This window comes from Shewanella sp. 10N.286.51.B2, from assembly GCF_041469265.1.
Lineage (GTDB): Bacteria > Pseudomonadota > Gammaproteobacteria > Enterobacterales > Shewanellaceae > Shewanella.
This window is the reverse complement of the sequence record NZ_JBFRKH010000017.1, coordinates 22,195-47,891: the sequence shown is the minus strand read 5'-3', so window position 1 is coordinate 47,891 and position 25,697 is coordinate 22,195. Positions and strand designations below refer to the sequence as shown.

24 protein-coding genes are annotated in these 25,697 nt (G+C 41.2%); 11 read left to right on the top strand and 13 right to left on the bottom strand.

Features of this window, described 5'->3' with window-relative positions; all coding sequences use genetic code 11:
- Positions 1-13 precede the first annotated feature (13 nt).
- The 3 genes from apaG (at position 14) to AB4140_RS05405 (ending at position 3,359) form a co-directional block, all read left to right on the top strand.
- The gene (gene apaG, locus AB4140_RS05415) at positions 14-394 is read left to right on the top strand and encodes a Co2+/Mg2+ efflux protein ApaG (protein ID WP_102438854.1); all 381 of its coding nucleotides are present in this window, start codon (positions 14-16) and stop codon (positions 392-394) included.
- Between the two features lie 4 nt (positions 395-398).
- Positions 399-1,217, top strand: a complete 819-nt coding sequence (locus AB4140_RS05410) for a symmetrical bis(5'-nucleosyl)-tetraphosphatase (protein WP_102475566.1) — start codon at positions 399-401, stop codon at positions 1,215-1,217.
- A gap of 120 nt (positions 1,218-1,337) precedes the next feature.
- Positions 1,338-3,359 carry a methyl-accepting chemotaxis protein gene (locus tag AB4140_RS05405; RefSeq protein WP_372000070.1) on the top strand — a complete coding sequence of 674 codons (2,022 nt, stop codon included), beginning with the start codon at positions 1,338-1,340 and terminating at the stop codon, positions 3,357-3,359.
- A 222-nt stretch (positions 3,360-3,581) separates the two neighbouring features.
- Here the strand turns inward: AB4140_RS05405 and AB4140_RS05400 are convergent, their stop codons facing one another.
- The 7 genes from AB4140_RS05400 to rplU form a co-directional block, all read right to left on the bottom strand.
- The gene (locus AB4140_RS05400) at positions 3,582-3,974 is read right to left on the bottom strand and encodes a DUF3718 domain-containing protein (protein WP_102438859.1); all 393 of its coding nucleotides are present in this window, start codon (positions 3,972-3,974) and stop codon (positions 3,582-3,584) included.
- Positions 3,975-4,054: 80 nt separating this feature from the next.
- Positions 4,055-4,537: a type 3 dihydrofolate reductase gene (gene folA / locus AB4140_RS05395; protein WP_102475568.1), complete on the bottom strand. Its 483-nt coding sequence runs from the start codon at positions 4,535-4,537 to the stop codon at positions 4,055-4,057.
- A gap of 32 nt (positions 4,538-4,569) precedes the next feature.
- Positions 4,570-5,037 (bottom strand): threonine/serine exporter family protein, encoded by a 468-nt coding sequence (locus tag AB4140_RS05390; RefSeq protein WP_102438863.1) that lies wholly within the window; start codon positions 5,035-5,037, stop codon positions 4,570-4,572.
- Complete coding sequence (locus AB4140_RS05385) at positions 5,034-5,798, bottom strand: threonine/serine exporter ThrE family protein (RefSeq protein WP_102438865.1); 765 nt, start codon at positions 5,796-5,798, stop codon at positions 5,034-5,036. Before AB4140_RS05385 ends, AB4140_RS05390 begins: the two co-directional genes overlap by 4 nt.
- A 14-nt stretch (positions 5,799-5,812) precedes the next feature.
- Positions 5,813-6,979 (bottom strand): Obg family GTPase CgtA, encoded by a 1,167-nt coding sequence (gene cgtA / locus AB4140_RS05380; RefSeq protein WP_076541219.1) that lies wholly within the window; start codon positions 6,977-6,979, stop codon positions 5,813-5,815.
- A 262-nt stretch (positions 6,980-7,241) separates the two neighbouring features.
- Positions 7,242-7,496 carry a 50S ribosomal protein L27 gene (gene rpmA / locus AB4140_RS05375; RefSeq protein WP_055024328.1) on the bottom strand — a complete coding sequence of 85 codons (255 nt, stop codon included), beginning with the start codon at positions 7,494-7,496 and terminating at the stop codon, positions 7,242-7,244.
- 16 nt (positions 7,497-7,512) lie between these two features.
- The gene (rplU, locus tag AB4140_RS05370; RefSeq protein WP_076541221.1) at positions 7,513-7,824 is read right to left on the bottom strand and encodes a 50S ribosomal protein L21; all 312 of its coding nucleotides are present in this window, start codon (positions 7,822-7,824) and stop codon (positions 7,513-7,515) included.
- A gap of 280 nt (positions 7,825-8,104) precedes the next feature.
- On the opposite strand from rplU, the gene ispB reads away from it, so the two are divergent.
- Positions 8,105-9,076 carry an octaprenyl diphosphate synthase gene (ispB, locus tag AB4140_RS05365; RefSeq protein ID WP_102438869.1) on the top strand — a complete coding sequence of 324 codons (972 nt, stop codon included), beginning with the start codon at positions 8,105-8,107 and terminating at the stop codon, positions 9,074-9,076.
- 76 nt (positions 9,077-9,152) lie between these two features.
- Here ispB and ung read toward each other — a convergent pair whose 3' ends face one another.
- Positions 9,153-9,818, bottom strand: a complete 666-nt coding sequence (gene ung, locus AB4140_RS05360) for a uracil-DNA glycosylase (RefSeq protein WP_372000066.1) — start codon at positions 9,816-9,818, stop codon at positions 9,153-9,155.
- 68 nt (positions 9,819-9,886) lie between these two features.
- Between ung and AB4140_RS05355 the strand changes: the two genes are divergently transcribed.
- Both AB4140_RS05355 and AB4140_RS05350 read left to right on the top strand, forming a co-directional pair.
- A complete protein-coding gene (locus tag AB4140_RS05355) occupies positions 9,887-10,432 on the top strand; it encodes a prepilin-type N-terminal cleavage/methylation domain-containing protein (protein WP_372000064.1) in 546 nt (181 codons plus the stop codon).
- A gap of 119 nt (positions 10,433-10,551) precedes the next feature.
- Positions 10,552-10,884, top strand: coding sequence for a DUF3144 domain-containing protein (locus AB4140_RS05350; protein ID WP_303413759.1), 333 nt, complete (start codon positions 10,552-10,554; stop codon positions 10,882-10,884).
- Between the two features lie 70 nt (positions 10,885-10,954).
- Here AB4140_RS05350 and AB4140_RS05345 read toward each other — a convergent pair whose 3' ends face one another.
- Entirely contained in the window at positions 10,955-11,572 is a 618-nt protein-coding gene (locus AB4140_RS05345) for a LysE family translocator (protein WP_102438877.1), read from the bottom strand.
- A gap of 196 nt (positions 11,573-11,768) precedes the next feature.
- On the opposite strand from AB4140_RS05345, the gene AB4140_RS05340 reads away from it, so the two are divergent.
- The gene (locus tag AB4140_RS05340; protein ID WP_102519357.1) at positions 11,769-12,299 is read left to right on the top strand and encodes a thioredoxin family protein; all 531 of its coding nucleotides are present in this window, start codon (positions 11,769-11,771) and stop codon (positions 12,297-12,299) included.
- 87 nt (positions 12,300-12,386) lie between these two features.
- Here the strand turns inward: AB4140_RS05340 and AB4140_RS05335 are convergent, their stop codons facing one another.
- Positions 12,387-14,954 carry a TonB-dependent siderophore receptor gene (locus AB4140_RS05335; protein WP_102438881.1) on the bottom strand — a complete coding sequence of 856 codons (2,568 nt, stop codon included), beginning with the start codon at positions 14,952-14,954 and terminating at the stop codon, positions 12,387-12,389.
- A gap of 475 nt (positions 14,955-15,429) precedes the next feature.
- Between AB4140_RS05335 and AB4140_RS05330 the strand changes: the two genes are divergently transcribed.
- Positions 15,430-17,028, top strand: a complete 1,599-nt coding sequence (locus tag AB4140_RS05330; RefSeq protein ID WP_102438883.1) for an AMP-binding protein — start codon at positions 15,430-15,432, stop codon at positions 17,026-17,028.
- 108 nt (positions 17,029-17,136) lie between these two features.
- Here the strand turns inward: AB4140_RS05330 and AB4140_RS05325 are convergent, their stop codons facing one another.
- The gene (locus AB4140_RS05325; protein ID WP_372000060.1) at positions 17,137-18,948 is read right to left on the bottom strand and encodes an ABC transporter transmembrane domain-containing protein; all 1,812 of its coding nucleotides are present in this window, start codon (positions 18,946-18,948) and stop codon (positions 17,137-17,139) included.
- Positions 18,949-19,110: 162 nt separating this feature from the next.
- The gene (locus tag AB4140_RS05320) at positions 19,111-19,518 is read right to left on the bottom strand and encodes a hypothetical protein (RefSeq protein WP_372000058.1); all 408 of its coding nucleotides are present in this window, start codon (positions 19,516-19,518) and stop codon (positions 19,111-19,113) included.
- Between the two features lie 274 nt (positions 19,519-19,792).
- Between AB4140_RS05320 and AB4140_RS05315 the strand changes: the two genes are divergently transcribed.
- Positions 19,793-20,944, top strand: coding sequence for a methyltransferase (locus tag AB4140_RS05315; RefSeq protein ID WP_372000056.1), 1,152 nt, complete (start codon positions 19,793-19,795; stop codon positions 20,942-20,944).
- 911 nt (positions 20,945-21,855) lie between these two features.
- Here the strand turns inward: AB4140_RS05315 and AB4140_RS05310 are convergent.
- Positions 21,856-22,596 (bottom strand): FadR/GntR family transcriptional regulator, encoded by a 741-nt coding sequence (locus AB4140_RS05310; protein WP_102438889.1) that lies wholly within the window; start codon positions 22,594-22,596, stop codon positions 21,856-21,858.
- 374 nt (positions 22,597-22,970) lie between these two features.
- Here AB4140_RS05310 and AB4140_RS05305 point away from each other — a divergent pair, with 374 nt between their 5' ends.
- Positions 22,971-23,276 carry a hypothetical protein gene (locus AB4140_RS05305; protein ID WP_372000054.1) on the top strand — a complete coding sequence of 102 codons (306 nt, stop codon included), beginning with the start codon at positions 22,971-22,973 and terminating at the stop codon, positions 23,274-23,276.
- A gap of 110 nt (positions 23,277-23,386) precedes the next feature.
- Positions 23,387-25,678 carry a chondroitinase-B domain-containing protein gene (locus tag AB4140_RS05300; RefSeq protein WP_372000053.1) on the top strand — a complete coding sequence of 764 codons (2,292 nt, stop codon included), beginning with the start codon at positions 23,387-23,389 and terminating at the stop codon, positions 25,676-25,678.
- Positions 25,679-25,697: the final 19 nt, after the last annotated feature.

Here is a 25,697-nt window from a genome sequence, read left to right as displayed (position 1 = left end):
TTTAGGAAGTTTAATGTCCTCTGTAGCCCCCAAAATTAAAATAAAAGTTGAGACTAACTATTTAGAAGAGCAGTCATCAGCAGCAGAATCAAAATATTTATTCAGTTATACCATTACCATCATTAATCTGAGCGACATTGCAGTGACACTCAAAGATCGCCACTGGATTATTACTGACTCAAACGGTGAAAAAAGTGAAGTGCAAGGCCCTGGCGTGGTCGGAGAAACACCGACTATCGAGCCTAATACAGCTTACCAATACTCAAGTGGCACAGTATTAGAAACACCCGTTGGCTTTATGGAAGGCTCATACGGCATGAGCAGCGCCCAAGGTGAAGCTTTTAAAGCTGCAATCCCAACATTTAGATTAGCCGTCCCAGGGATTCTACAATAATCCTATGGCACATTATTTTGTTGGCGATATACAAGGCTGTTTTGAAGAATTACAACTGATCCTCGCTAAAGTGGACTTTAACCCTTCAAAGGATGAACTATGGGCTGTCGGCGATTTAGTCGCCAGAGGTAATGGCTCCTTACAAACTTTACGCTATTTAAAATCATTAGAGGCCAGTGCCAAAATATCTTTGGGTAATCACGACCTGCATCTATTAGCCCTTAACGGCAACATTAAAAGGCCCAACCCCAAAGATAAGCTTGCTGAATTGCTAAGCGCTGATGATTTACCCGACTTAATTACTTGGATAAGAAAGCAACCCTTGGTGCAGACACTGCCCTCCCACAATATCATCATGAGCCATGCAGGCATTCCACCGCAGTGGGACTTAGCGACCTTACTCACAGAAGCTAATGCGGTGAGCCAAGCATTACAGCAAGATGATTATATCGATTCACTAATTGCAAAAATGTACACCGATGATGCAGAGCGCTGGGACAGTACAGCCATAGGCTTGCCAAGACTGCGATATTGCATCAATGCCCTAACGCGAATGCGCTATTTGTTTGCTGATGGCAGTTTAGACTTTAAATGTAAATCCCCCATTCAAGACAAACCACCACAACTCACGCCTTGGTTCGAATTCAACTCCCCGTTAAAACAAAGCCACACTTTGGTATTTGGTCATTGGGCGGCGTTAATGGGCGTGGTTAACCAACCTAATATGCAAGCACTGGATACAGGATGTTGCTGGGGAGAGCATTTAACCCTATGGCATTTAGAAACCAACGAAAAAATACAACAGCACAAAATAAAATCATAAATAAATAATTAAACTTTCCAGTAACAAAGCCGATACAGTTATTGGATCTCCAATGATCATACAGCCCTGAGTGATCAAAGAGATAAATTCGGGATAAAATAATAACAGCCGGAGTATGCTATGAAAATTAATGTTGCCACCAGAGTGATTGGCGGTTTTACCGTTGTGACTCTCCTTTTGATAGTTTTAGGTGGCGTGTCTTTGCTCACCAACAATAGCATCAAGGACAGTACTAGCACCTTACAACAAGTTAGTTTGCCAGCCCTTACTGCTACCGGTGAATTAACGCAAAACTTAAGCGCCCAGCAAATTCACATTCTATTCGGTTACTACACTGATCAATCAGCTCAAATTCCAGCAGTCAAAAAAAATATAAACACTGAATCAGTGGAATTTAACAAAAAACTCAATATTTTGACTGGGTTAATTTCTGGTAGACAAGAGTTTTCCAGTAACCTTTCTCAGCTTAAAAACAGCTACCATAATTTTGAAAGAAATAGCGCTTTAATGCTAATAGAGCATGAAAATGCATTATTAAAACATGAACAACTATTACAACTTCGAGATAATTTAGAAGACAGCGCAGATGATGCATCATCGATTTTATTAGACCTGATAGATCTAGAGTTGAGTGAAGATACCACTAAACAAAGTATTGCAGCTGCAGCGGGAGTCGTTGATAGTAATTTCATCAATATTATTACCACCATTTATGATTTAGTTGCCGCTAAAGAAAACGCTAAATATGAAGTAATAGTGAATGAGCTAGAGTACATGCTCAACGATACCCGCACAAAGATTGAGCATATCAACTTACAAGGCCGCGGTATTATTAGCGATAGCACTCTTAATGATTTAAACGTAGAAAGTGATGCTGTATTTGCCCTAGTGACAGGTAATAACTCCATAGTTACCTTGAAAGGCCAGCAACTAAAGCATGATCAAACCGCTGCCGAAATGTTAGCTGCAACCGATAAAGACCGTTTAGACGTTAATGCTAGAATGAACGAGCTAGCTAATAAAATTGAAAACTTCACAGCTAAAATAAGTGACGATGCAATTAAAAATATCGATTCGGCTACTATCCAAACAATGCTGGTAGTTATTCTGGCCATTGTGGTGGCAATTATCGTCAGTTACGCCGTAGTGAAACCATTAACTCGCTCATTAGAAAAAGTAAACCAGGCGCTAAATATTCTTGCCTCTGGAGATTTAACTCATAAATTAGATGATTCAGGCCATGACGAGTTCGCGCTACTAGCTAAAAACTGTAACAGCTTAGTGGATAGTTTAAGTGACTTAATCGTCGGCATTTTAGACCGCTCGAATCAGTTGGCTGCTGCAGCAGAAGAAACGTCAGCAATAACCACCCAAACTACATCTGGTATTCAAGAGCAAAAAAATCAAGTGGATCAAGTGGCCACCGCAACTACTGAGCTAAGCTCTAGCGCCCAACAAGTTTCAATGAGCGCCGATCAAGCCCTTGAACAAATTAAGCAAGCCGATCAAGAAACTCAGCATATGCGCACACTTGCTGAAGAGAATAAAGTCACTATTCTTGCCTTAGCAGAAGAAGTCGCTAAAGCGGGCGTGGTGATCAATAAGGTCCATACTGATAGCGCATCAATCGGCTCTATTCTTGATGTAATTCGTGGTATTGCAGAGCAAACTAACTTACTGGCATTAAACGCTGCGATTGAAGCTGCCCGCGCGGGTGAGCAAGGCCGTGGTTTTGCTGTTGTCGCCGATGAAGTGCGCAGTCTTGCTTCTAGAACCCAAGAATCGACTAGCGAAATTCAGCAAATGATTGAAGTGTTACAACAAGGTGCACAACAAGCAGTGACGGTCATGGAATTAGGCCGCACACAAGCAACCAGCTGTGTCGATAAAACAGAACAAGCTAACTTGGCCTTAGAAACCATTAGTCAGTCAGTACATAAAGCTTACGACTCTGGTAATCACATTGCCCAAGCCGCTCAAGAGCAAAACTTGGTCAGTCAGCAAGTCTCTGAAATGCTAGAGCACATTGCTGCTATTTCAGAAGAAACCGCCATAGGCGCAGATCAAACAGCACAATCAAGTCAGCAAGTAGCAATGCTGTCTGAAGAGCTACAAAGCTCTGTGAAGGAATTTAAAGTTTAACGACTCACAGTATCTAAATGTAGAAAAGGCTCTTTAGAGCCTTTTTTATTGCCTTTAAAGCCTAATAGCGCCATGACTTAGCAATGATTTGCGGCAATAAAAACCATAAGCAACAAAAAACCGCCCTAAGGCGGTTTTGGCAGTCAAAGCTATCAACTTTATTTATGCATAAGATTATATTTGATAATTCACAATTGCTATCACCAAATTAATCAATGCGCTTTACTCACCACTATTAATGCGATCTTGAACTGCAGCAGTAATAGCACTACCACTATGGCCATTGCTATTAGCCCAATCAAGAATGCTTTTCCCGTCGGCTTCTGGTGAACTTAAATCACCAGCAGGAAGACGTTTAGCGATGTACTCACCCACTTCAAATGAATTTGCATTATAAGCGGTTCTTAATAAGCTTGCGCCATCACAAGAAACACCGGTATAGATATTACGTAATTTAACACGACTTTCTTTGAGTTTTTTACGTAGTCGATTTTTATCATTCGATTTAACGTAATCACAAATACTTGCCACAAGTTGATCGGTATCAGCGACTGCTGGGGTTGAAACTGAAGATGCTGCAATTAGGACGGCGACGGCCACAGGCATTAAACGCATCCGATACTCCTTTGTAGGTATTATTATTTTCAGCTTACCATCAAGGGTAAACCTCTATTCAGGGTAAAACAGCTTGTAATTTAACATTTTTTCACAAAAGTGTTAAAGCTATATTGCAATTGTGCTGCATTAACCTGATTAACCTTATCTTGTAACGTCCAGCTATCATCATCCCACTCGGGGAAAAAAGTATCGCCATCAACAGTTAGCTCAATGAAGGTTAGATATAATATATCGGCCAGCGGTAAAATTTCTTTATAGAGCTGCCCACCACCAATGACAACTAATTCATCACAATCTGTAACAAGTTGTTTAGCTTGCTCAAATGAACTCACACATGAAACGCCTTCAATGTGATAATCTGCTTGGCGGCTGATGACAATATTATGTCTACCTGGAAGCGGTCTACCAATAGATTCAAAGGTTTTACGCCCCATCACCACAGGCTTACCTAAGGTCATCGCCTTAAAATGCTTTAAATCTTCAGGTAAGTGCCAAGGCATTTTATTATCTTTACCAATGACACGATTATTGGCCATGGCGGCTATCATTGCGATGCGCATATAAAAATCCTTATTTGATGCTAAAACGGGGGTTAAATAATAGGTCTGGTTCGATAATACACTAATGAGGGCATTGCTAAGCCGACTGATAATGCCCCAAGAATGAATACGGTTTTCAGGCCATTAAGAATGACTATCGAAGTTAAATCACTGCTGACTTGCTCTTGAACACTCAGTTGTACCAAAGCTATCAAGGTATTGTATGCATAGGTACCCGGTACCATGGGTATGATAGCTGCAACAGCATACATTAGCGGCGGCGCGAGGTGACGCTTAGCAAAGCGTATCGTAATAATACCAACGATGGCTGCAGCTGCAAATGTCGCCCACTCTATGGGCATATCAAAATGCATAAGTAGGCTTCTTGAACTATGCCCTATGGCGCCAGCTACCGCACAAAAAGGTAAGTATCGCTTCGGGACATTAAACAACATCGCAAAGCCTAGCGCTGGTATTGCTGAAAAAAGTCCATCATGCAGCAATTCTAAAATAAGATTCATATAAACAAAATCCCACCCAATGCCATTGAAAGTGTAATCCCAATGACAGTAGCCAGTGTTAAGAGTGTCGCGTGGCCCCAGCGAGATATACCCACATTCATATGGCCTTTAACCATATCTGATATCGCATTAATTAACGGAAAACCAGGCACTAGCATCAGCACACTGGCAGCCATTGGGGTTTTAGGGGTTGAGGTTAAATCAGTGATGAAGCCGATTTGGGCAATGATTGTGGTGATAAAAGCGGTAATGGCAAAGATAATGAGTGCATTAAAGTGCTTTTTGACTAATGATAATCGCACTGACATACCAATAGCTGAAGCACAGAATGTAATAAGACACGCGGTAATATCACCACCAAACAAGTGACAAAAACTCGCACAAGATAGCCCAATCATCGGGATCAAATATTTTGCCGGATAACTCTTAGGCTCAATGATCTCTAAGCGGCGTTTAACTTGTTTGGCATTGCACACTCCGCGCTCTGCCAAGAGGCAAATGCGTTGTACTTCACACACCACCTTCATATTGATGCCATGCTCTCGAATGCGTCGGGTTGTAGTTATACAGCGGCCATGGACTAAACTGGTCAGTACAAGGGAGTTGGAGGAAATTGAAAGTTCAACGCTGGCAAGACCCAGCGCTTTACCTAAGCGCTGACTGATCTCTTCAACAAGATCTGACTCAGCGCCATAGGCTAGAAGTAATTGTGCACTTCGTACAACAAGACGAGTGATATCATTTTGAGTTTCTGCGTACACTTGTCTCTCGACTATTAACGTTGGTAAATGATTTCCACATCGTAGTCATCGTCATCGAAGTCATCATCAAAGTCGTCGTCGTAATTTTCATTTACCGATTCAACGCTAGCTTCATGGTAGTTATCCCATTTAAACTCAACTTCATCATCTGGGCTAGTGCCTTCATCTTCAGGAGGAAGTGAATTGATGAAATCTAATAGTTTTAAGCTAATGTCTTTAGTGTTCGTTCGGTTGAATGCTGACATAGTGTAAATGTCACCCTTCCAATCCATTTCCTTAACAATGCGATCCATTCTTTCTGCAAGTTCATCTTCATGCAATAAATCGATTTTGTTAAAGACTAACCAACGTGGCTTAGCTGCAAGCTTTGGTGAATACTTTTCAAGTTCAGCCACAATTGAACGCGCAGATTCAACCGGATCACTGCCATCAATAGGATCGATATCGATGATGTGTAATAACACACGACAACGTTCCAAATGCTTCAAGAAACGAATACCAAGACCAGCACCATCTGAGGCACCTTCAATCAAGCCAGGAATATCGGCGATAACGAAGTTTTGCCCAGGTCGTGGACTTACCACACCAAGGTTTGGTACTAGTGTCGTAAACGGATAATCAGCAACTTTTGGTGTTGCACGAGATACCGCACGAATAAAGGTTGATTTACCTGCATTTGGTAAGCCCAATAGGCCGACATCAGCAAGTAACAATAATTCCAGTTTTAAGAAACGTACTTCACCAGGCGTACCTAATGTTTTCTGTCTCGGCGCACGGTTGGTACTGCTTTTAAAGCGCGTATTACCTAAACCGTGGAAACCACCTTTAGCCACAAGTAACTTTTGGCCATGGGTAGTCAAATCACCTAATAATTCTTCAGTATCGAAATCAACAGCACGCGTACCCACAGGTACTTTAAGCATTAAATCTTCACCGCCATGACCGGTACAATCACGGCCACGTCCATTTTTACCACGCTCAGCAATATGCGAGCTGACAAAACGGAAATCAATAAGCGTGTTCATGTTTTCATCTGCGACTAAAAATACACTACCACCATCACCGCCGTCACCACCATCAGGGCCGCCGTCTGGCACATATTTTTCACGTCTGAAGCTAACGCAGCCACTGCCACCGTCACCCGCTTCAACTCTGATTTTAGCCTCATCAATAAACTTCATACATACTCCTGACACCACTTAATGTGTCAATTATAACCTCAAAAGATTGAGATGTGCAGGGAAGCGTAGAAGATACAATCACCATAAATCGCTTACTGCAAAATAAATAATCAACGATGCAAAACATCGCAAATACCGCACGTAAATTTAATCCACTAATTTTTAATAAACTAAAGTCTAGCTAACTAAATCAACAATGAAGTAAAAAAACACAAAAGCCCCGCCAGAAGGCGGGGCTTTCAAAGACTGATTAGAGTCTAGATTAAGCTTCGATGCTAATAAACTTACGGTTATTAGGACCTTTTACTTGAAACTTAACTTTACCGTCTGTTAATGCAAACAAAGTATGGTCACGACCAATACCTACGTTTACACCAGCGTGGAATTTAGTACCACGTTGACGAACGATGATGTTACCAGCTACAACTGATTCACCACCAAAACGCTTAACACCAAGACGTTTACTTTCCGAATCGCGGCCGTTACGAGTAGAACCGCCAGCTTTTTTATGTGCCATGAGTTAGACTCCTAAATTATGCGCTGATCGCTGTGATTTTAACTTCAGTGAACCATTGACGATGGCCCATTTTCTTTTCGTGATGCTTACGACGATTGAACTTTTGAATAGTTACTTTCTCACCGCGACCGTGGCTAACCACTTCAGCAACAACTTTACCAGTTGCAACTAGAGGTGCACCAACGTGAACGTTCTCACCATCAGCAACCAATAATACTTGATCAAACTCTACAGTTTCACCAGTAGCAACTTCAATTTTTTCTAAACGAACTGTATGACCTTCAGCAACACGATGTTGCTTTCCGCCACTTTGAAAAACAGCGTACATAGCTATTTCACTCCAAATGGACTAACACTCCGGTTCATTGTTATGTTGATACCGGGTGCTAAAAACTTTTAATGACAATGGGCGCGGATTCTACGGCAAGATTTGCATTCTGGCAAGCGTTAAATTTGAATCAATAAAAAAAGCTCGGCTTAACTCCCACTATCTAAGAACAAAAGCTGCCTAAAGCATGAAAATTCGGTAAAATTTGTTAATATACAATTTGAACCTTATATAGTGGGCAATATAATTTTGTCCGGTAGCCTAATAACTAGAGACCATTATGGATTTAAACGCCATTCGTCAACTAGCTGATAACGACATGCAAGCCGTAAATCAGTTAATTTACAAACAACTTGAGTCTGATGTTGCATTAATAAACCAACTCGGTTTTTACATTATCAATGGCGGTGGTAAACGACTACGTCCATTGCTTTCAGTTTTAGCCGCTCGTGCTATCGACTATAAAGGTGAAGAACACCTAAAGTTAGCTGCCATTATAGAGTTTATTCATACGGCATCACTACTGCATGATGATGTTGTTGATGAATCAACCTTACGACGTGGCCGTAAAACCGCTAATGCCCTTTTTGGCAATAGCGCTAGCGTGCTTGTTGGCGACTTCTTATACACTCGCTCATTCCAGATGATGACTGAGTTAGATAGCATGAAAGTACTGCGCGTACTGGCTGACACCACTAACATTCTTGCCGAAGGCGAGGTTTTACAATTAATGAATTGTAATGACCCTGAAACCACCGAAGAGAATTATATGCGAGTGATTTACTGCAAAACAGCTAAATTATTCGAAGCCGCGACCTTACTCACAGGTGTGATTGCAGATGTGAGCAAAGAGCAACAACACGCATTAGGTGAATACGGTAAATTTTTAGGTACCGCATTCCAACTAACCGATGACTTGCTTGATTACACTGCAGATGCTGATGAGCTAGGTAAAAATATTGGTGACGACTTAGCCGAAGGGAAACCTACCTTACCGCTAATCTATGCCATGGCACACGGTAATGATGAAGCTAAAGCGCTGATCAAAGACGCAATTGAAAATGGAGATGGCACCAAAGCTATCGACGAAATCGTCGCAGCCTTAAAAGATTCAGGTGCATTAGAGTACACCAAACAAAAAGCCGATGAAGAAGCGGATAAAGCCATTGCGGCATTAGCGCCAATTGCTGATAGCGAATACAAAACCGCGCTTATCTCATTAGCTAAGATTTCAGTTCAGCGTAATAACTAAAAACCACTAAACTAAGCTGTTACTGAATATTAAAATGCACTTGATTGCTATCAAGTGCATTTTTTATTGCTAAGACCTACACTTGCCAATCAATTGGCGTACTATTTTTTGCCACTAATAATTGATTAATAATTGAAAAATGTTTGCAACCAAAGAACCCACGATAAGCCGATAACGGCGACGGGTGCGGCCCTGAAAGAATATGATGCTGAGGTGAGGTTATCCAGCGGCCTTTTTTTATCGCGTGAGCGCCCCACAGCACAAATATAATAGGTTCAATTTGTTGATTAAGGCATTGCATTACTTGGTCAGTAAAATGCTCCCAGCCCGCTTTTGAGTGCGAATGAGCCTTACTTTCTTCAACGGTTAATACCGTATTAAGCAATAACACCCCTTGTTTAGCCCAAGCAGTTAGGTTGCCATGTTCGGGAATGATAAAACCACTGATATCTTGCTTAAGCTCTTTGTAGATATTTACCAAAGAAGGCGGCGTTTTCACTCCAGCTTGTACCGAAAAACATAAACCGTGAGCTTGCCCTGCCCCATGATAAGGATCTTGCCCTAATACAACCACTTTTACCTGTTTCAATGGCGTTAGATCAAAAGCTGCAAAGGTCTCATTTTCTGGAGGGTATATCACCTTGCCTTGCTGGCGCTCTGTCGCTAAAAAATTCATTAATTCAAGATAATAGCCTTGCTGTTGTTGCTCATTAAACAGCTGCTGCCAATTCGCATATTTCATCTCATACCTACCTATAACCCCTAAACCAATCTACAATTATTTAACAACACATTACTAAAGATGCCTAAATGCAAATTGAAAAGCTCAAAATAACTCAAACTGGGTTTACGCTTATTGAACTGGTTGTCGTCATTATTATACTGGCTATTTTAGCCGTCATCGCTTTGCCTAAGTTTATCAACCTTCAACAAGATGCGCATGTGGCAAATGTAAAAGCCACTGGCGGCAGCTTCGCAACCGGTATCAGCCTCGCGCATATAAAATGGGCTGCGTTAGGCTATTCAGGCCCTGCTGATAATCTGCCAATATTTGAAAATGCCGGTACTGATGGCCAATTAGATATTAATGAGTGGGGATATCCAGCACAAAACTGGCCTCCGTTTGAGCCATCACCAAGGCTAAACAACGTCGCTGATTGTATATCGGTATGGGAAACCGTACTACAAGATGCCCCCAGTGTTTCCACCACTGCCGATGAAAACGTATCAGATTACCAAGCCACCTATATAAATCCTGATCAATGTCGCTATTTTTATAACTCATTGACGAATTTATCTATTTACTATGACTCTCGAAATGGTCAAGTGATCACTGACTCTGACCCAGACAGTTAAAATGACGTTATTGTTTAATAATTGGATCGAATCCGCAAATTCAATGGTTTTTTACCTGAATTTAAGTTTTAAAGTGGGTAAACTAATTGCAATTAAACCAGTACTAAAAAGTGGAAAATATGTCAGAAGAAAAAACTGAAACAACAATGTACCAAATTGCTGATCAATTTATCGCGCTAGCAAACCAACTTAGCCAGCAAGAAAACGATATTGGCAAAGTCGGTACTGCCCTTCGCTTTGCTGCAGCACGTTACAATGCATTTGAAGCTGCAATTAAGTCTTCAAATTTAGAAGCTGAAAAAGATAATGCCTTAGAGTGGTTTTCTGAGGAGTTCAAAGGAATGTTAAGTGAAAACTTAAATGACCATATAAAGAACCCACCAGGAAGCCAGCAGGCATCAGAAGAGGACGTTGTAGAGAAAGACGATTCAGTACAAGTATTTAAGAACTAACAACTGCTTTAACCAAAAAAAGCCATCGCAAGATGGCTTTTTTGTTCTCTCTATCTGTAATAAATACTATTTAAAATAGATTTATCAACACCCGAACTGCCAGCAAGATAAGTACCACACCCGATAACTTATCAATCAATGCCGCTTTGTTTCGTAACCGATTTAAGATCGGCCCATGGGATAACACCACGGCAATAAGGGTGTACCAAAGCCCATCAACAACCAAGGGCGTTAGCACAATAACGGTTTGACCTGCCATGGTTTCAGCTGCAAGCACAAACTGACTAAATAATGCTAAAAAGAATAATAAAATCTTTGGGTTAAATAATGATATCGCTAAACCGTCTCTTGCAGCCTCAAGTAAAGATGCTGGCACTCCTGCTTGTAGCTTTTGCTCCATACCACCTTTAGAGTTTAGTGCTTGAAACCCCATCCAGGCCAAATAAAGCGCCCCCAGAATCGCAATACCGTTAAACACAATTGGCGACTTTTCTAGCACCACTGCAAGCCCTAATAAGGTCACCAAAGCATAAACACCAATACCTATTGAATGTGCCCAGGCACAAACAACACCATGTAATCGCCCACCAGATAAAGTATGTTTTAACACCATAGCTAAACTAGGACCTGGAGACATGGCTCCTAAACAACAGATAGCCAATAGACCTAACCACGTACTAAACGCCATTTTATTTCCCAAATCATTAATGAGTGAATATTCTTACAATTAAATACAGATGATTATATTCATTTAATTATCTGCAGTTTAATAAAGGCGTAACGTTACCATGAATGACCACTGACAACATGGGTTTAACCTCAAATTAAGTAAAACTTGATATAGTCGCCTATATCTTCTGCATAATTAACTGAGAACACATCCTATGGCCTTATTGCTGCCAATATTACTTGGATTACTACTAACCGGTATCGGTTTACTGATTATCCTAAAAATAAAAGGGAATAATATTCCTACTGCGATCATCGTGTTACTTAGTTTTATGACCTTATGTTTTGGCGGGGTGTATGCTTTTTTACAAAAAGATGAAGATTACAATGCTTATAAACGCTTGCAGTGGCAAACGCTTAACCCAAGCCAAATAGCGCCTTTAGTTGAGCAAGGCTATACTGTATTTGTGGATGTATACGCGGACTGGTGCTTGCCTTGTCGAACCAACCAAGCCAATGTCACCCATAGAGAAAAAGTCGTTAATGTACTTACTGCAGATAATATCATTTTAATGCAAGGCAATTGGACTGAACCTAATGCACTTATCGAAACCTATGTAACCAATGAAGGCGGCATGGGTACGCCATTCAATAAAGTTTACGGCCCTAAGTACCCACAAGGGGTTAAGCTGCCAACAGTGCTCACCATTGAATCATTGTTTGATACTTTAGATGCGGTTAACTGATTCGATTAGTGTTTAGCAAGTTCAACTCAATAAATTTATCGCAAAAAAAAGACTGCAGATGCAGTCTTTCTTGTTCAAGTTAAACGCTTAAAAGCTGTAAGTTAACTTACCGTAGTAGAAGCCACCGTTATAATCGAATGGACCACTTTCATAGTAAACTGCACCTAGAGCACCTAAAGTACCGTCTTTAAGCTTTTGAGCTTCTTGGTCGAAGATATTATTCGCACCCACTGAAATAGTTAATGCATCAACTACCGTATAACTCACTTCAAGGTCAACAGTGAAAGCAGAATCTGCCGTTTCAGAACCCCAATCAGACGTATCATCAGCATGGGTTGCATAGTATTCACCAAAGTAATTACCACGTAACGATACGTTTAAATCGTCCCAGGTTTGATTCCACGTTAAGGTCGCACGATGAGCAGGAATACCATCTTCTAAACGACGCACTTTACCTTCGTCAGTAGTATCTGGATCAAACTTATCAACGTTTGTATCCGTCCAGCCATAGGCAAGACTGAACATTGAGTCACCAGACATCAGCTCTGTTTCATACGAACCCACAATATCAATACCTTGAGTTGTAGTATCAAAGTCATTGGTATAATAAGTAACCGCCGAAATTAACTCAGGAAACTCTACTCCCGCCGCTCTTAACGCATCATAATCATCCGCTTGTACTTCAATTTGACTTGACTGCGCCAGACGACCTGTCACTTCAATATTGTAGTAATCAACCGTTAAGAAAAAGTCTTCATACTCAAATACCGTACCTAACGCATAGCTGATGGATTCTTCCGGTTCTAAAACTTCACCACCATAAAATGCCGCTAATGGATCCGTTGGTGGAGCAATAAATGTCTGGATCAAATCACCGTTTACAATCGAGGTTTGAGTGTTAACCACATTCTCTTGACCGACTGTTGGCGCTCTAAACCCAGTGCTGTGTGAGCCACGAATTGACAAGTAATCATTCACTGAATATTGGGTTGAAATCTTATAATTTAAGGTATCGCCGAAAGTAGAAAAGTCCTCATAACGCAGCGCTAAACCCAATAACCAATCATCAGTTAAATACGCTTCAACATCGGCATAAATACCAATATTGGTTCGAGAGTTTTTACCCGCAGCTTCAGGACCAAAACCTTTAAAGCCATGGGAACCAATATTGAAACCTTGATCTGCGTATGGGCCAGCTAACCAAGAAGCTTCTTCACCTTGAGTAATTTCAAATGACTCTTCACGCCACTCAAAACCCGTTGCAAAGCTAATATCTTCAATTGAGCCAATGGTGAAATAACGCGAGAAGTCGAGGTTGACTGTGGTTTCAACTTGCTCGTAAGCACCGGTATCAAAATCAGTTTGAGTATCTTCAGGGTTAGCCGCTAAACCTAAAGAAGGGTTAAGCGAGTTCCTTAAGCTAAAACTTGCTTTGTTGGCACCGGTACCTGCACTGGCATCATAAGCCCACTCACCAAATTCGCCTTCAAAACCTAAGAAGAAAGACATATCTTCAATGGTCCCAGCAAATTGAGGGGTATAACCACCTGGGCGCACTTGGTTCATTGAGAAACAGTTAGGATCTGCAACCATTGCTGCATATTCAGGGGTATCAAGTACATTAGGTACATTTGCAGGCACAACATCACATGTTGATGGATCGCCATTTACTGCCCCCACTAGCAAGGTTTCGCCGCCATCAAGGGAGTAAACATTGCCACGGTTATGGGGGTTACGGTAATAGAAGCCACCCACAGCATCTCTTGACGATACGTTACCAAATGCATAAAGGCTGTGCTTGTCATTAAAGTCAAAGCCAAGATTCGCAAATACAGTGTAATCATCTTTAATTTCTGGGTTACCCCATATTTGGGCAGGATCATTAACGAATGTGTTTCCTCCCGCAATTAAACCCGCAGCATCAGGGCGCTGTACACTGCGACTGGTTGCATCAGCAGTTTTGTATTGCGCACTAATATTAACGAAGCCAGCATCTGTTAACGGCAATCCGATGTTGCCATCCACGGTTGTCGTTGCACCATCGCCTTCATAATATTCACCGTGAGAAACAGAGACAGAGCCACCTTCAGCGCTATCTTTTAATTGGAAGTTCATTACACCTGCAATGGCATCAGAACCATATTGCGCCGCGGCGCCATCACGCAGCACTTCAACTTGCTTTAACGCAATACTTGGAATCACCGAAATGTCAGGCCCTTGAGCACCATCATTTATGCCACCTCCTTGGAATGCAATGACAGACGCACGATGACGTCGCTTACCATTAACAAGGATTAAAGTACTGTCTGAAGGCAATCCACGTAAATTGACTGGGCGCACAAGGGTTGCAGCATCACTAATCGGCTGAGCGCGCGAGTTAAATGATGGTACTGAGGTGACCAACATATCAATCATGTCGGTAGAGCCATTCTTCCTTAAATCATCAGCGCTAATGATATCGATAGGTACAGGGGACTCACCCACTGAACGAGGTGCAGCGCGGCTACCTACAACAGCAATTTTTTCTACATTGTCTGCAACTTCTTCCGCAGCTGCGACTTGAGTAGACATGACTGAACCAGTCAATGCTACTGTAATTGCGAGGCTTAATGAGCTAAAGCCAAACTTGGTTGTTTTCTTTAGATTGGTCATCATGTGGTCTCTTTATTTATTATATTTTTGCTTGTGACTCATTTTTATTCATAAACATATGATTAAAAATCGTCTCTCCCAAAATGAAATACATCATCTCGGTTACATTTCTATAACAAATGCAAGCTAATTGCGAACAATTTCGATTACCTCTCAAAATAATCTACGCATTTCGAGGTAATAACAGAGTAAAAGACTAAAACACTAACTAAATGAATAGCAAGGCAGTTGATAACGCTGACTTTATACTTACAAACCAATTAACCATGAGGCTCAAGAACACCTTTCTAGTTCAAAAAATCATCAAAACTGAACGAATAGATAATGCTAACCATCAGCCATTATAGAGCAAAAACTCCATACTTTTTAATACTATAATTTTACAAAGCTATAGAATGTTGTTGACCTGTTAACTAAAACCACTCTAATCTAAACGCCTGTTTGAAATGCAGCAAAAAAAACAACAAAGGGGATAAGCATGGGGTATGACGCAGATAAAGAACTCAATCTACAGCAATATGATTCATTGGTAGATTTGATCGAACAAACTTGCCAACGTTATGGGGATAATGTGGCTTATGCTTGTTTGGGGAAACAAACCACCTTTAAAGAACTCGAACTTGCTTCACGTCAGTTTGCCGCCTACATGCAAAACCATAGTCAGCTAAAACCTGGGGATCGCATCGCGATTCAGTTGCCAAATATCACTCAATTTGTGATTGCCGCATACGGTGCAATTCGTGCGGGGCTAATCATAGTCAACACTAACCCGCTGTATACTGAACGTGAGCTAATCCATCAGTTTAATGATTCCGGCGCAAAAGCCTTGGTGGTGTTATCTGACTTATTACCCACATTAAATAATGTAGTTGCGAAAACTGATATTGAATTAGTCATCAGCACCCATGCACTGGATTTAATTAATCCTCAGCCTCAAGCCGACACCCCTTTTGCAAAAGTCGAATTTAACCACATGCTCGCCTTAGGTGAACAATCAAGCTTTAGTCCTTACAAACCTCAGCAAGAAGATCTAGCCGCGCTGCAATACACTGGCGGCACCACGGGCTTATCAAAAGGTGCCATGCTAAGTCATCGCAATATGTTGGCTAACTCAGGCCAAGTAAAGTCGCGTATTGCCAGCACTATGACTGAAGGCAAGGACATTTTTGTCGCACCGTTACCGATTTATCATATCTATGCCTTTATGGTGAATTTAGTCCTGTATTTTGAATCTGGCAGCTGCTCAGTGCTAATCCCTAACCCACGCGATATTGCAGGCTTAATAAAGACTATGGCCAGTTATCCGTTTACTGGCTTTGCAGGGCTTAATACTTTATTTGTTGGCCTATGCCACCAACCAGAATTTCAAGCATTGGATTTTAGTAAGTTAACCATTACGCTCTCTGGCGGCACAGCACTGACAAGTGCTGCGGCAAATATTTGGCAAAAAACTACTGGCAGTATGATATCTGAGGGTTATGGCTTATCAGAAACCGCCCCGGTAGTGAGCTTAAATGCGCCGGGTTACCAAAAGTTAGGCACTATTGGTAAACCTGTATTGGCCACCGAGGTTAAAATATTAGATATAAACGATGAAGAAGTGCCATTAGGTGAAGCTGGCGAACTTGCAGTTAAAGGCCCACAAGTGATGCAAGGCTATTGGCAAAAGCCTGAAGAAACCGCCAAAGTCATGACCCGTAACGGTTATTTTAAAACCGGCGATATTGCAGTCGCTACTGAAGATGGTTTTCACAAAATAGTCGATCGCAAAAAAGACATGATTATCGTTTCAGGTTTTAATGTTTATCCCAATGAAGTGGAAGATATTTTATCCCAAAACGAATTAGTGCTTGAGTGCGCGGTAGTCGGTGTCGAAGATGAAAAATCCGGTGAAGCAGTTAAAGCAGTGATCGTTTTAAAAGATCCCTCAATTGATGAAGCGCAAACCAAACAGCAAATTTCAGATTATTGCCGCAGCCAATTAACAGCCTATAAAATTCCACGCATTATTGAGTTTACCGAGCAACTGCCGAAAAGCACTGTGGGTAAAATCTTACGCCGCGAGTTAAGAAAGTAGCAGTCCACGGTATATGATTTAAAAGAAATATCATTCGTAACAACATCAAAAATGCCTTCACAATTGAAGGCATTTTTTTATCGCTGGCTAAACTGAAAATAGTCAGCGCTAAGCAGATTCTTGCCCTATGTCAATGTCAGCGAGTAATTGCAAGCTGGCAAACGCGTTATAAATTTCACTTGTATGCATTAGCTCTTGGTGTGTGCCCACAGCAACGACTTGGCCTTTTTCTAACACCACAATTCTGTCGGCATTAATCACTGTGGCTAATCGATGGGCAATGATCAAGGTGGTTCTGCCCTGCATCAGATTATCTAAACCTTGCTTTACATACACTTCACTCACCGCATCTAGGGCACTGGTGGCTTCATCTAATAATAGAATAGGTCTGTCTGCCAATATGGCTCTGGCAATGGCAATGCGCTGTTTTTGACCACCTGAGAGCTTAACGCCTCTCTCACCTAAATAGGTATGATAGCCGTCAGGTAACTCATTAATAAATTCATCAGCTTTAGCTGTTTTACAAGCGTTAATAACCTCATCTTCGCTGGCATCAACCCGGCCATAGCGAACATTTTCAAGTACGTTAGTGGCGAAAATAACTGAGTCTTGTGGCACTAATGCATACTGCTCGCGTAATTGGTTTAAGCTCAACTGCGAGATATCAAATCCATCTAACTTAACAGCGCCTGAGCGAGGTTGATAAAAACGCAGTAATAATTCAAATAAGGTACTTTTACCGGCGCCGCTTTCTCCTACCAACGCAACTCTTTCACCCGCCTTAATCTGTAAATCAATGCCTTTAATGACATCATCGGCAACACTAGGGTAAGCAAAACGTAACTGCTCTAGACTCAGTTGGCCTTTAACCTCATCAGGGAGCATCTGAGGAGTTGTAACTTGTGGTAAATCAATAGGAGTGTTCACTAACTCAACTAATCGCTCTGCAGCGCCTGAGGCGCGCTGAATTTCACTGAACACTTCACTAATGGTGGCCACTGCACCTGCTGCCATTACCGCATAAAACATAAAGGCGGATAATTCACCAGCGGTAATATTTTGCGCCATCACATCTTGCGCCCCAACCCACAGCACCAAGGCAATAGCGGCAATACTTAAAAACATTACTGAAGATATTAAAATAGAGCGATAGAGAATACGGCTTTTAGCCGCGGTCATCACAGCTTCAACTTGCTCATTGAACACGTAGCGATCTTTACTTTCATGGCCGTAGGCTTGCACGGTATGAATTTCATGGAGGGTTTCATCGATATACGCCCCCAGATCGCCCACTTTATCTTGGCTGGTACGTGAATACTGACGCACTTTTTTACCAAGAAAAATAACCGGAACAAACACCATAGGCACAGCCAGTAACACTAAGCCCGTTAACTTAATACTGGTCAGCGCCATCATCACTATAGCGCCGAGCACGGTAACACTTGAGCGAAACGCCATCGACAAACTACTGCCCACCACACTTTGCAATAACGTGCTGTCAGCGGTAAAGCGTGAAATCACTTCACCAGTGCGCTGCTCGGCAAAAAATGCCGGCGATAATGACAATAAATGGTTATATACTTTCAAGCGAATATCAGCGATAACCCGCTCACCTAGCCAAGTCATTAAGTAAAAGCGACAAAAGACCGCCGTGCCACTTACTGCGGTTATCACTAATATAAACAAGACGATTTCATTGAGCCGGCCAGCGTTATCAGCCACAAAGCCTTCATCGACCATCATCTTCACTCCTTGGCCTAGTGATAACCAAGCAAATGAGCCGATAAATAAAAAGATAATTGCCGCTACCACTCTCATTCGATAAGGCTTAAGAAATGTCATAATCCACGGCAATACTGGAAATGCTTGTTTAGACGATGGCTTTTGTTCAAGTGGCTGTGAAGGCGAGTCAGTAGTCAAAATAGATACCAATAAAAACTAAGTAGCCAAATAGTACCAATAAACAATCAAGCAGATGAAGATAAATATAGCATTGACAATACTGAGCCAATTATTGAACTCAGCATTGTTGCAAAATGGTGCAGGGTTTTACTATTGCTTGCAGTAAAACAAAACAGTAGATTAGCTCAAGCTGTTACTGTCGATGGTTTTCAGTGAGCGTAAAAATATCCCTAAGCCGCCAACACTCAGCACTAAGATAACAATTAATTCGAACGCGCTCATTTGGGTAAAGCGAAAATTAATTGAGCTAATCACGCCGAAGATAAGCGCAACCAGTGAGCCAAAGGTTAGGATCCAGCAAAAAATATTTTTGGCATTGTAAAACATCAAACCTACTCCAAACATAAATGGGATCATGATCATGCCACTGGTCAGGTTCATACCGCCCATTCTGTATAGACTATGCCCCATACCAAATGAACTGGTGATTTTAATGGCATTCAGTAGCATATAAAAACCACCGCACATCATAATCAAACCAATAAAAAATGACCCAATTCCACCTGACGTTCCACCTGCACCTTTCATACAATTCCTTTGTAAATGTTAATGTTATTAGCGCGTTGAGCTTAATCTATTGCCTATGTAATCTAGCATCAGTCACCTTGGCGCTGCAAACCTTATCAGCCTATGTCGAACAAATACGCCACAGGGCAATTTGGGTGTAAGGCGTCATCATTTTAGATATGGCGATTAAACGGGGCGATTAACTGCAGATAAGCCCTGAGTTCCTCTCGCACAATAAACGCTTATCTGCGATAATTATCGGCTATTTTGATGATGTTGATGACAGGTAATTATAATGACGGCAAACCAATTCTCATGTGAAGGAATTGAGTTAACACTTTTTCGCTATCCAAAGCAGCAAGAGTCCAACCTGCAAGCTTGGGATGCCGCCGATGAACACCTGATAAAACATATTATTGAGTCAAGCCAGATTCAGTCAAACACGAGCCCAGTTAATACCGCCATCATTAATGATAATTTTGGGGCGCTGCAATGCGGCCTTGTTGCGATTGAGCCAAGCTGGCCTTTATTTGTGGAAACCGACGCGAAAACCAGTTTACTGGGGGCTGAGTTAAACTTAGCAGCCAATCAACTGCCATCAGATAATATCCAGCGTTTTCATAGCCGTGAGCTATTACCTGACACCTTGCAGCTAGTGTTAATGAAGCTGCCAAAAAACCTCAGTTATTTTGCTCATCAATTGCAGCGCTTATCTCAGGTTTTACCAAAAGGTACTCAGGTACTCATTGGCGCTAAAGCAAAAACCATCAATAAAGCGATTTTAGCCGTCATTGAGAAAAATTTAGGCGCTGCTAATGCTAGCTTAACTTGGAAGAAAACCCGCGTAATCACTTGTATTGCTGACGGTAATAAACGCCAACTTCCACAAGCTGTCAACTGGCCTGTTGATGAGTTATCACTTAACATCAGTAACTTAAGCAATGTATTTGCCGCTAACAAGCTCGATATTGGTGCTCGTATCATGCTAGATAACTTGCCAGAAGGTGAGTTTTATACCGTTATAGATCTTGGTTGTGGTAATGGTATTTTAGGCCTGCGAGCCGGACAACTTTACCCGCAAGCAACTATCCACTTTGTAGACGACTCAGAAATGGCCGTTGCATCGAGTCGTCACAATTGGCAAGCAAATGGCTTTGCTCGTGAAAAAGCGCAGTTTCATTGGGATGATTGTTTAACCCACTTAGATGCTGAAATGGTGGCTGATTTGGTGTTGTGTAACCCTCCTTTTCACCAGGGGGAAGCAATAACCGATCACATTGCATGGCAGATGTTTGTTGATGCCCGTAAACGTTTAGCCCCTGGCGGCATGTTACAAGTCGTGGGCAATCGGCATTTGGCTTACCATGTAAAATTGAAGCGTTTATTTAAAAACTGCAACACTGTGGCGTCAAATGGTAAGTTTGTTATTTTACAAGCAATTAAGTAAACCCTGCCAGACTCAACCTTTGTTCAAGCTTCGATTAAGCCTTTAACTTAAAGGCTTAATCGCGCTAACAGTTAAACGACTCATTGTGGCTAATCAGTGCAGTTAATCTGTGCCGCTAATCTGTGTTAGTCATATCAGGCCCTAGTTTCAATACTTCTCCCCCACAGATACTTTACTCGGCCGAGTCAAAACAGTTAACCGCCAAGACGAGCATTACCACTTAAGTTGTTACTCATGTAAGTTTATTACCAGCTGTAACAATCGAGCTTACCATAACGGCTAATGATCGAAGACTGGCTATAAAATAAAGCGCCTAATAAATCGATATTGATATGACACCCTATAGCAAATTATAACGCTATTAACTAACCCGAGACGCTATTATTCAAGCTAATAAGCTGCCACCAGCCCCTAAATAAAAGCTTAGATAAGGCAATTGAATTGGTAATAACAGCAGAAAAAATTGGTATACCAATAGACCAGCTAGATGATCTTCGTAACCAACGCCAAAAATACAAACAAATATCATTCTCAGAAAATTTGTTACAATTTAGTAATAAAAAACTTTTAAGATAGCAAGGTAATTACATGCTTTTTAAGCACCTATCATCACTTTTTCACTGTAAATCAATAAAAGCTTATCCCGAAGGTTTAATATAATGTCCAATAAACTGACAATCCTTGTTAATTGATAAGGTAAAATATCACCAGGGTTAGACTCTAGACCAACTCGGCTTAAGTCATTAAATTAGTGATTTGAATTAGCGATTTGAATTAGCGATAAGAGTAAAAAAGACAACCTTTAACCGCAGCCCTTGCTTTGGCCGCTGATTTTGTACAAAAAAACAAACAGAATTCTCTACAACCATAAAAAAAGGACGCTTAGCGTCCTTTAAAGTGTGTATTGATGGTTAACTTAATCTGTTAACCAAGTTATCAATTGAATATAAATCACGCTTCTCACTGTTTTTACGTTTCACTTCTTCAAGTGATTTAGCCTCAACAGTATCAAACAATACATTAATCAAGCGATTAAAGTGTTTGTGCATAGCTGCACGCGCCTCTGAAGCATCTGCTGCGGCGAGAGCCTCATAAATGGCAGTATGTTCATCTAAGGTCTTCTGGTTGTCTTTGCTACAAACGCTATCATAGTCGTCAATAATTTTTGGACTTGATGCCCGCAGTGCCCACAAGCTTTCAAACATTTTGATTAATGCACCGTTACGAGTAGAGTTAGCGATGATGTTATGAAACATTTGATCAGCTTCTTCTACATAAGACTTATTCTCCATCATAATCAACGTCTTATTTAACTCTACCAATTCTTCTTCGGTAATAGTATTTGCAGCAAGTGCCGCTATCTCACCTTCAACAAGTGCTCTAGCCTGGGTTAATTCAAAGGCGTTGATTTTGTTTTTTAGCTGGGACTGATTGACTGATTGTAAGACGTAAACACCCGAACCCGTTTTAACTTCAATTTTCTCTCGCACTTCCAGTGCAATAATCGCCTCACGAATGGTTGGACGGCTAACATCAAACTTTTCAGCTAGCTCCCTTTCTGGAGGTAAACGACTACCAGGTACATATTCGCCGCGAGTAATAGACGCTTCAATCTCTTCTACGATGCGCCAAAACATACGTCTATTTTTCATGTTTGGTCCTTCAATATTTTAAAAAATAACAATTTGCATAACCTACATCATATCGATTTAGTAATTCAACGCAAAGCCTATTTATCACTTTAGAGTGCAATTCAGCAATCATACAAGCAGTAATCATTGTTACCTTAATGTTATTGGTAATAACAAAAAAGTAAAGTCGATTTAATATTGGTAACACAAAATGGTTGACACGCACCATGACCATTGGTTAGTTTCTATGCAGCGAAAGGTTGTATTTAAAGATCATGTTTAAAGGATTGTGTTCGCATTTAAATACAATATTTTATCTGGGGAGATAAACGTGAAACTTAATAAAATAAGCGACGCATTAAGGTTAAGTAAGCTTAACTGGCAGCCAAAATATTGTGCCTGATGCAAATCTATTTGGTTTCTCACCACAAGTGGCATCTGCGTCAGTGTATTGGGAAGGTGATTGGGCAACATTCATAGTACTTTATAAGTACCGAGAATCGTATTTCCAACCTAATAACTTGCCGTTTCCAGATAGTTCAAACCGTTATGTGCAAGATTCTGATTACTTATCTGTATCACTTAAAGCGCTAAACCTGCTAGACGAGCCACAAATCATGACTCGTGGTAATGACACCACAGTTTCTGACTACTCTCGTTCAGGGCCTAAGTACTTCCTTGGCGCGAAAGTTAAGTTTTAATCCGCATTAGAAACTTAGCATTGCCACTCCTACCCCACTATTGAGCTAGGAGTTTATTTACGATTAAAACAACACTAAAACTCAGTATAAAAATAACAATGAGCGTACTAATGCAATATCAATATTTACCTAGCAAGGATAAAAACTTAAAACATATTGCTCTTATGCTGTGTCTATCGGCATTAAGCCCTTTCTTATCGCTCAATGCAGCCACTTACACAGTGAAGACGCCTGTGGAATATAACCAAACAATAAAAAATATTGTCGCAGGTGATGAAATCATCTTGGCTGACGGTATTTGGCAAGACTTTGAAATCAACTTTAGCGGTCAAGGCACAAAAGCGGCCCCCATCACACTGTCAGCGCAAACCAAAGGCAAAGTCATATTATCAGGCCAATCTAATTTGCGTTTATCTGGCCAGTATTTACATGTAAGCGGCTTAGTATTTAAAAATGGCTACAGTCCAAGCCGTGAAGTGATTGCCTTTAGAAGCAGTGATGATGATTTTGCTAATCATTCGCGAGTATCTGAAGTGGTCATCGACAACTTCAATAAGCCAGAGCGATTTGATTCTGATCAGTGGGTGGCGCTGTATGGTAAAAATAACCGCTTCGACCACAATCATTTAGTGGGTAAGCGTAATAAAGGCGTGACCTTAACGGTGCGATTAAAATCGCCGTTAAGTCAGCAAAATAATCATCAGATTGATCATAACTACTTTGGTCCTCGGCCAACCTTGGGATCCAATGGCGGTGAAACAATCCGCATTGGCACTAGCCATCATTCCATGTCGGCATCGCAAACTGTCATCGAAAATAACTACTTTGACCGCTGTGATGGCGAAGTAGAAATCATCTCCGTTAAGTCCGGCAACAACACCATTCGTAACAACACCTTTTTTGCATCCCGCGGCACCTTAACCCTACGTCATGGTAATGCTAACCAAATAAGCAGCAATGTATTTTTAGGTAATGGCGTAGAGCACACTGGCGGCGTTCGGGTGATCAATCGCGATCAAATCGTCACCAACAACTACTTTGAAGGCTTAACGGGTTATCGCTTTGGCAGTGGCTTCACCATTATGAATGGCGTACCTAACTCGCCTTTAAATCGTTATCACCAAGTGGTTAATGCCAATATTAATCACAACAGTTTTATTGATGTAAACCATATTCATTTAGCTGCAGGTAGCGATGCTGAACGCTCTGCTGCGCCGCTAGAAACTCAGTTTTCAAAAAACCTGTTAGTTAATCGCAATCAACTATCACCATTCGCCATATTTGATGATATTTCAGGGATAAGCTTTACTAACAACGTTTCTAATAAGCTTAACAATAACAGCATTACTCAAGGCATTGATGCGCAATCGATTAAACTCGTGCGGGCTGAAAATGGCCTGTTATATCCAAGCAATAACGCCTTAAGCGCCTATGGCATATCGACCTCACTCACTCCCACTTTAAAAAGCGCAACTGGCGTGAGTTGGTATCCGAAAACAGAACCAGAAATCGCCTTTGATTCAGGTAACCAAATCGCAGTTTCAACCGCGCAAGAGCTTAAGCAAGCCGTTAACCATGCAAGCGCTGGCGATGTTATCGCACTCAATAACGGCGAATATCAGCTTGAACAAGTGTTACTTATCAATAAGCCGCTCACCATCAAGGCACGAGTAAAGCAACAAGCCAAACTGAGTTTTAGCCAATCCAGCCTATTTGAAATTCAAAATAACGGCAGTTTAAAGCTCGATGGTTTAGTCATTAGCGGTAAAAATAGTACCAATATTGCAGGTAACGATATTGCAGCTAAAGATGTTGCAGAAAACAGTGTGGTAAAAACCACCAGCTCCGGCATGTTAACCAATTATCGATTCAGCTTATTAAATAGTGAAATCAAACAACTTGATAACCAGCCTTCATTTCACTTTTTTGACTCAGGTGCGCGAGCTTTTGCCAATAATATTGTCATTAGCAATAATCACTTTATCAATATCAGCGGTGATATTTTAAGGCTCAATAAAGAGACTGATGATAAAGGCATTTATAACGCTGAGTATGTACAAGTAAACAACAATCAGTTTGAGCATATTCAAGGCTCACTGGTTAATTTATATCGCGGCGGTAAAGACGAAAGTACCTTCGGCCCTCACCTTACATTTGTGAATAATCACATCAATCAGGTTGGCCTTGGAAAACGTAATCCCTTCAAAGCCAGCTTATACCTTCATGGCGTGCAAGTGACCGATATGGCTAATAATCAATTTACTGACAGTGCCGCAGTCAAAATAGAACACACCACAGGTGACCCCGTCACTCAACTCAGTCATAACCAATTTACTCATACGCTACTACCAAGCATTAGCGCGCTTTATGAAAACCCTAAATTTATCCATAAAAACCAATAACTAAAAATAAGCAGTAGGA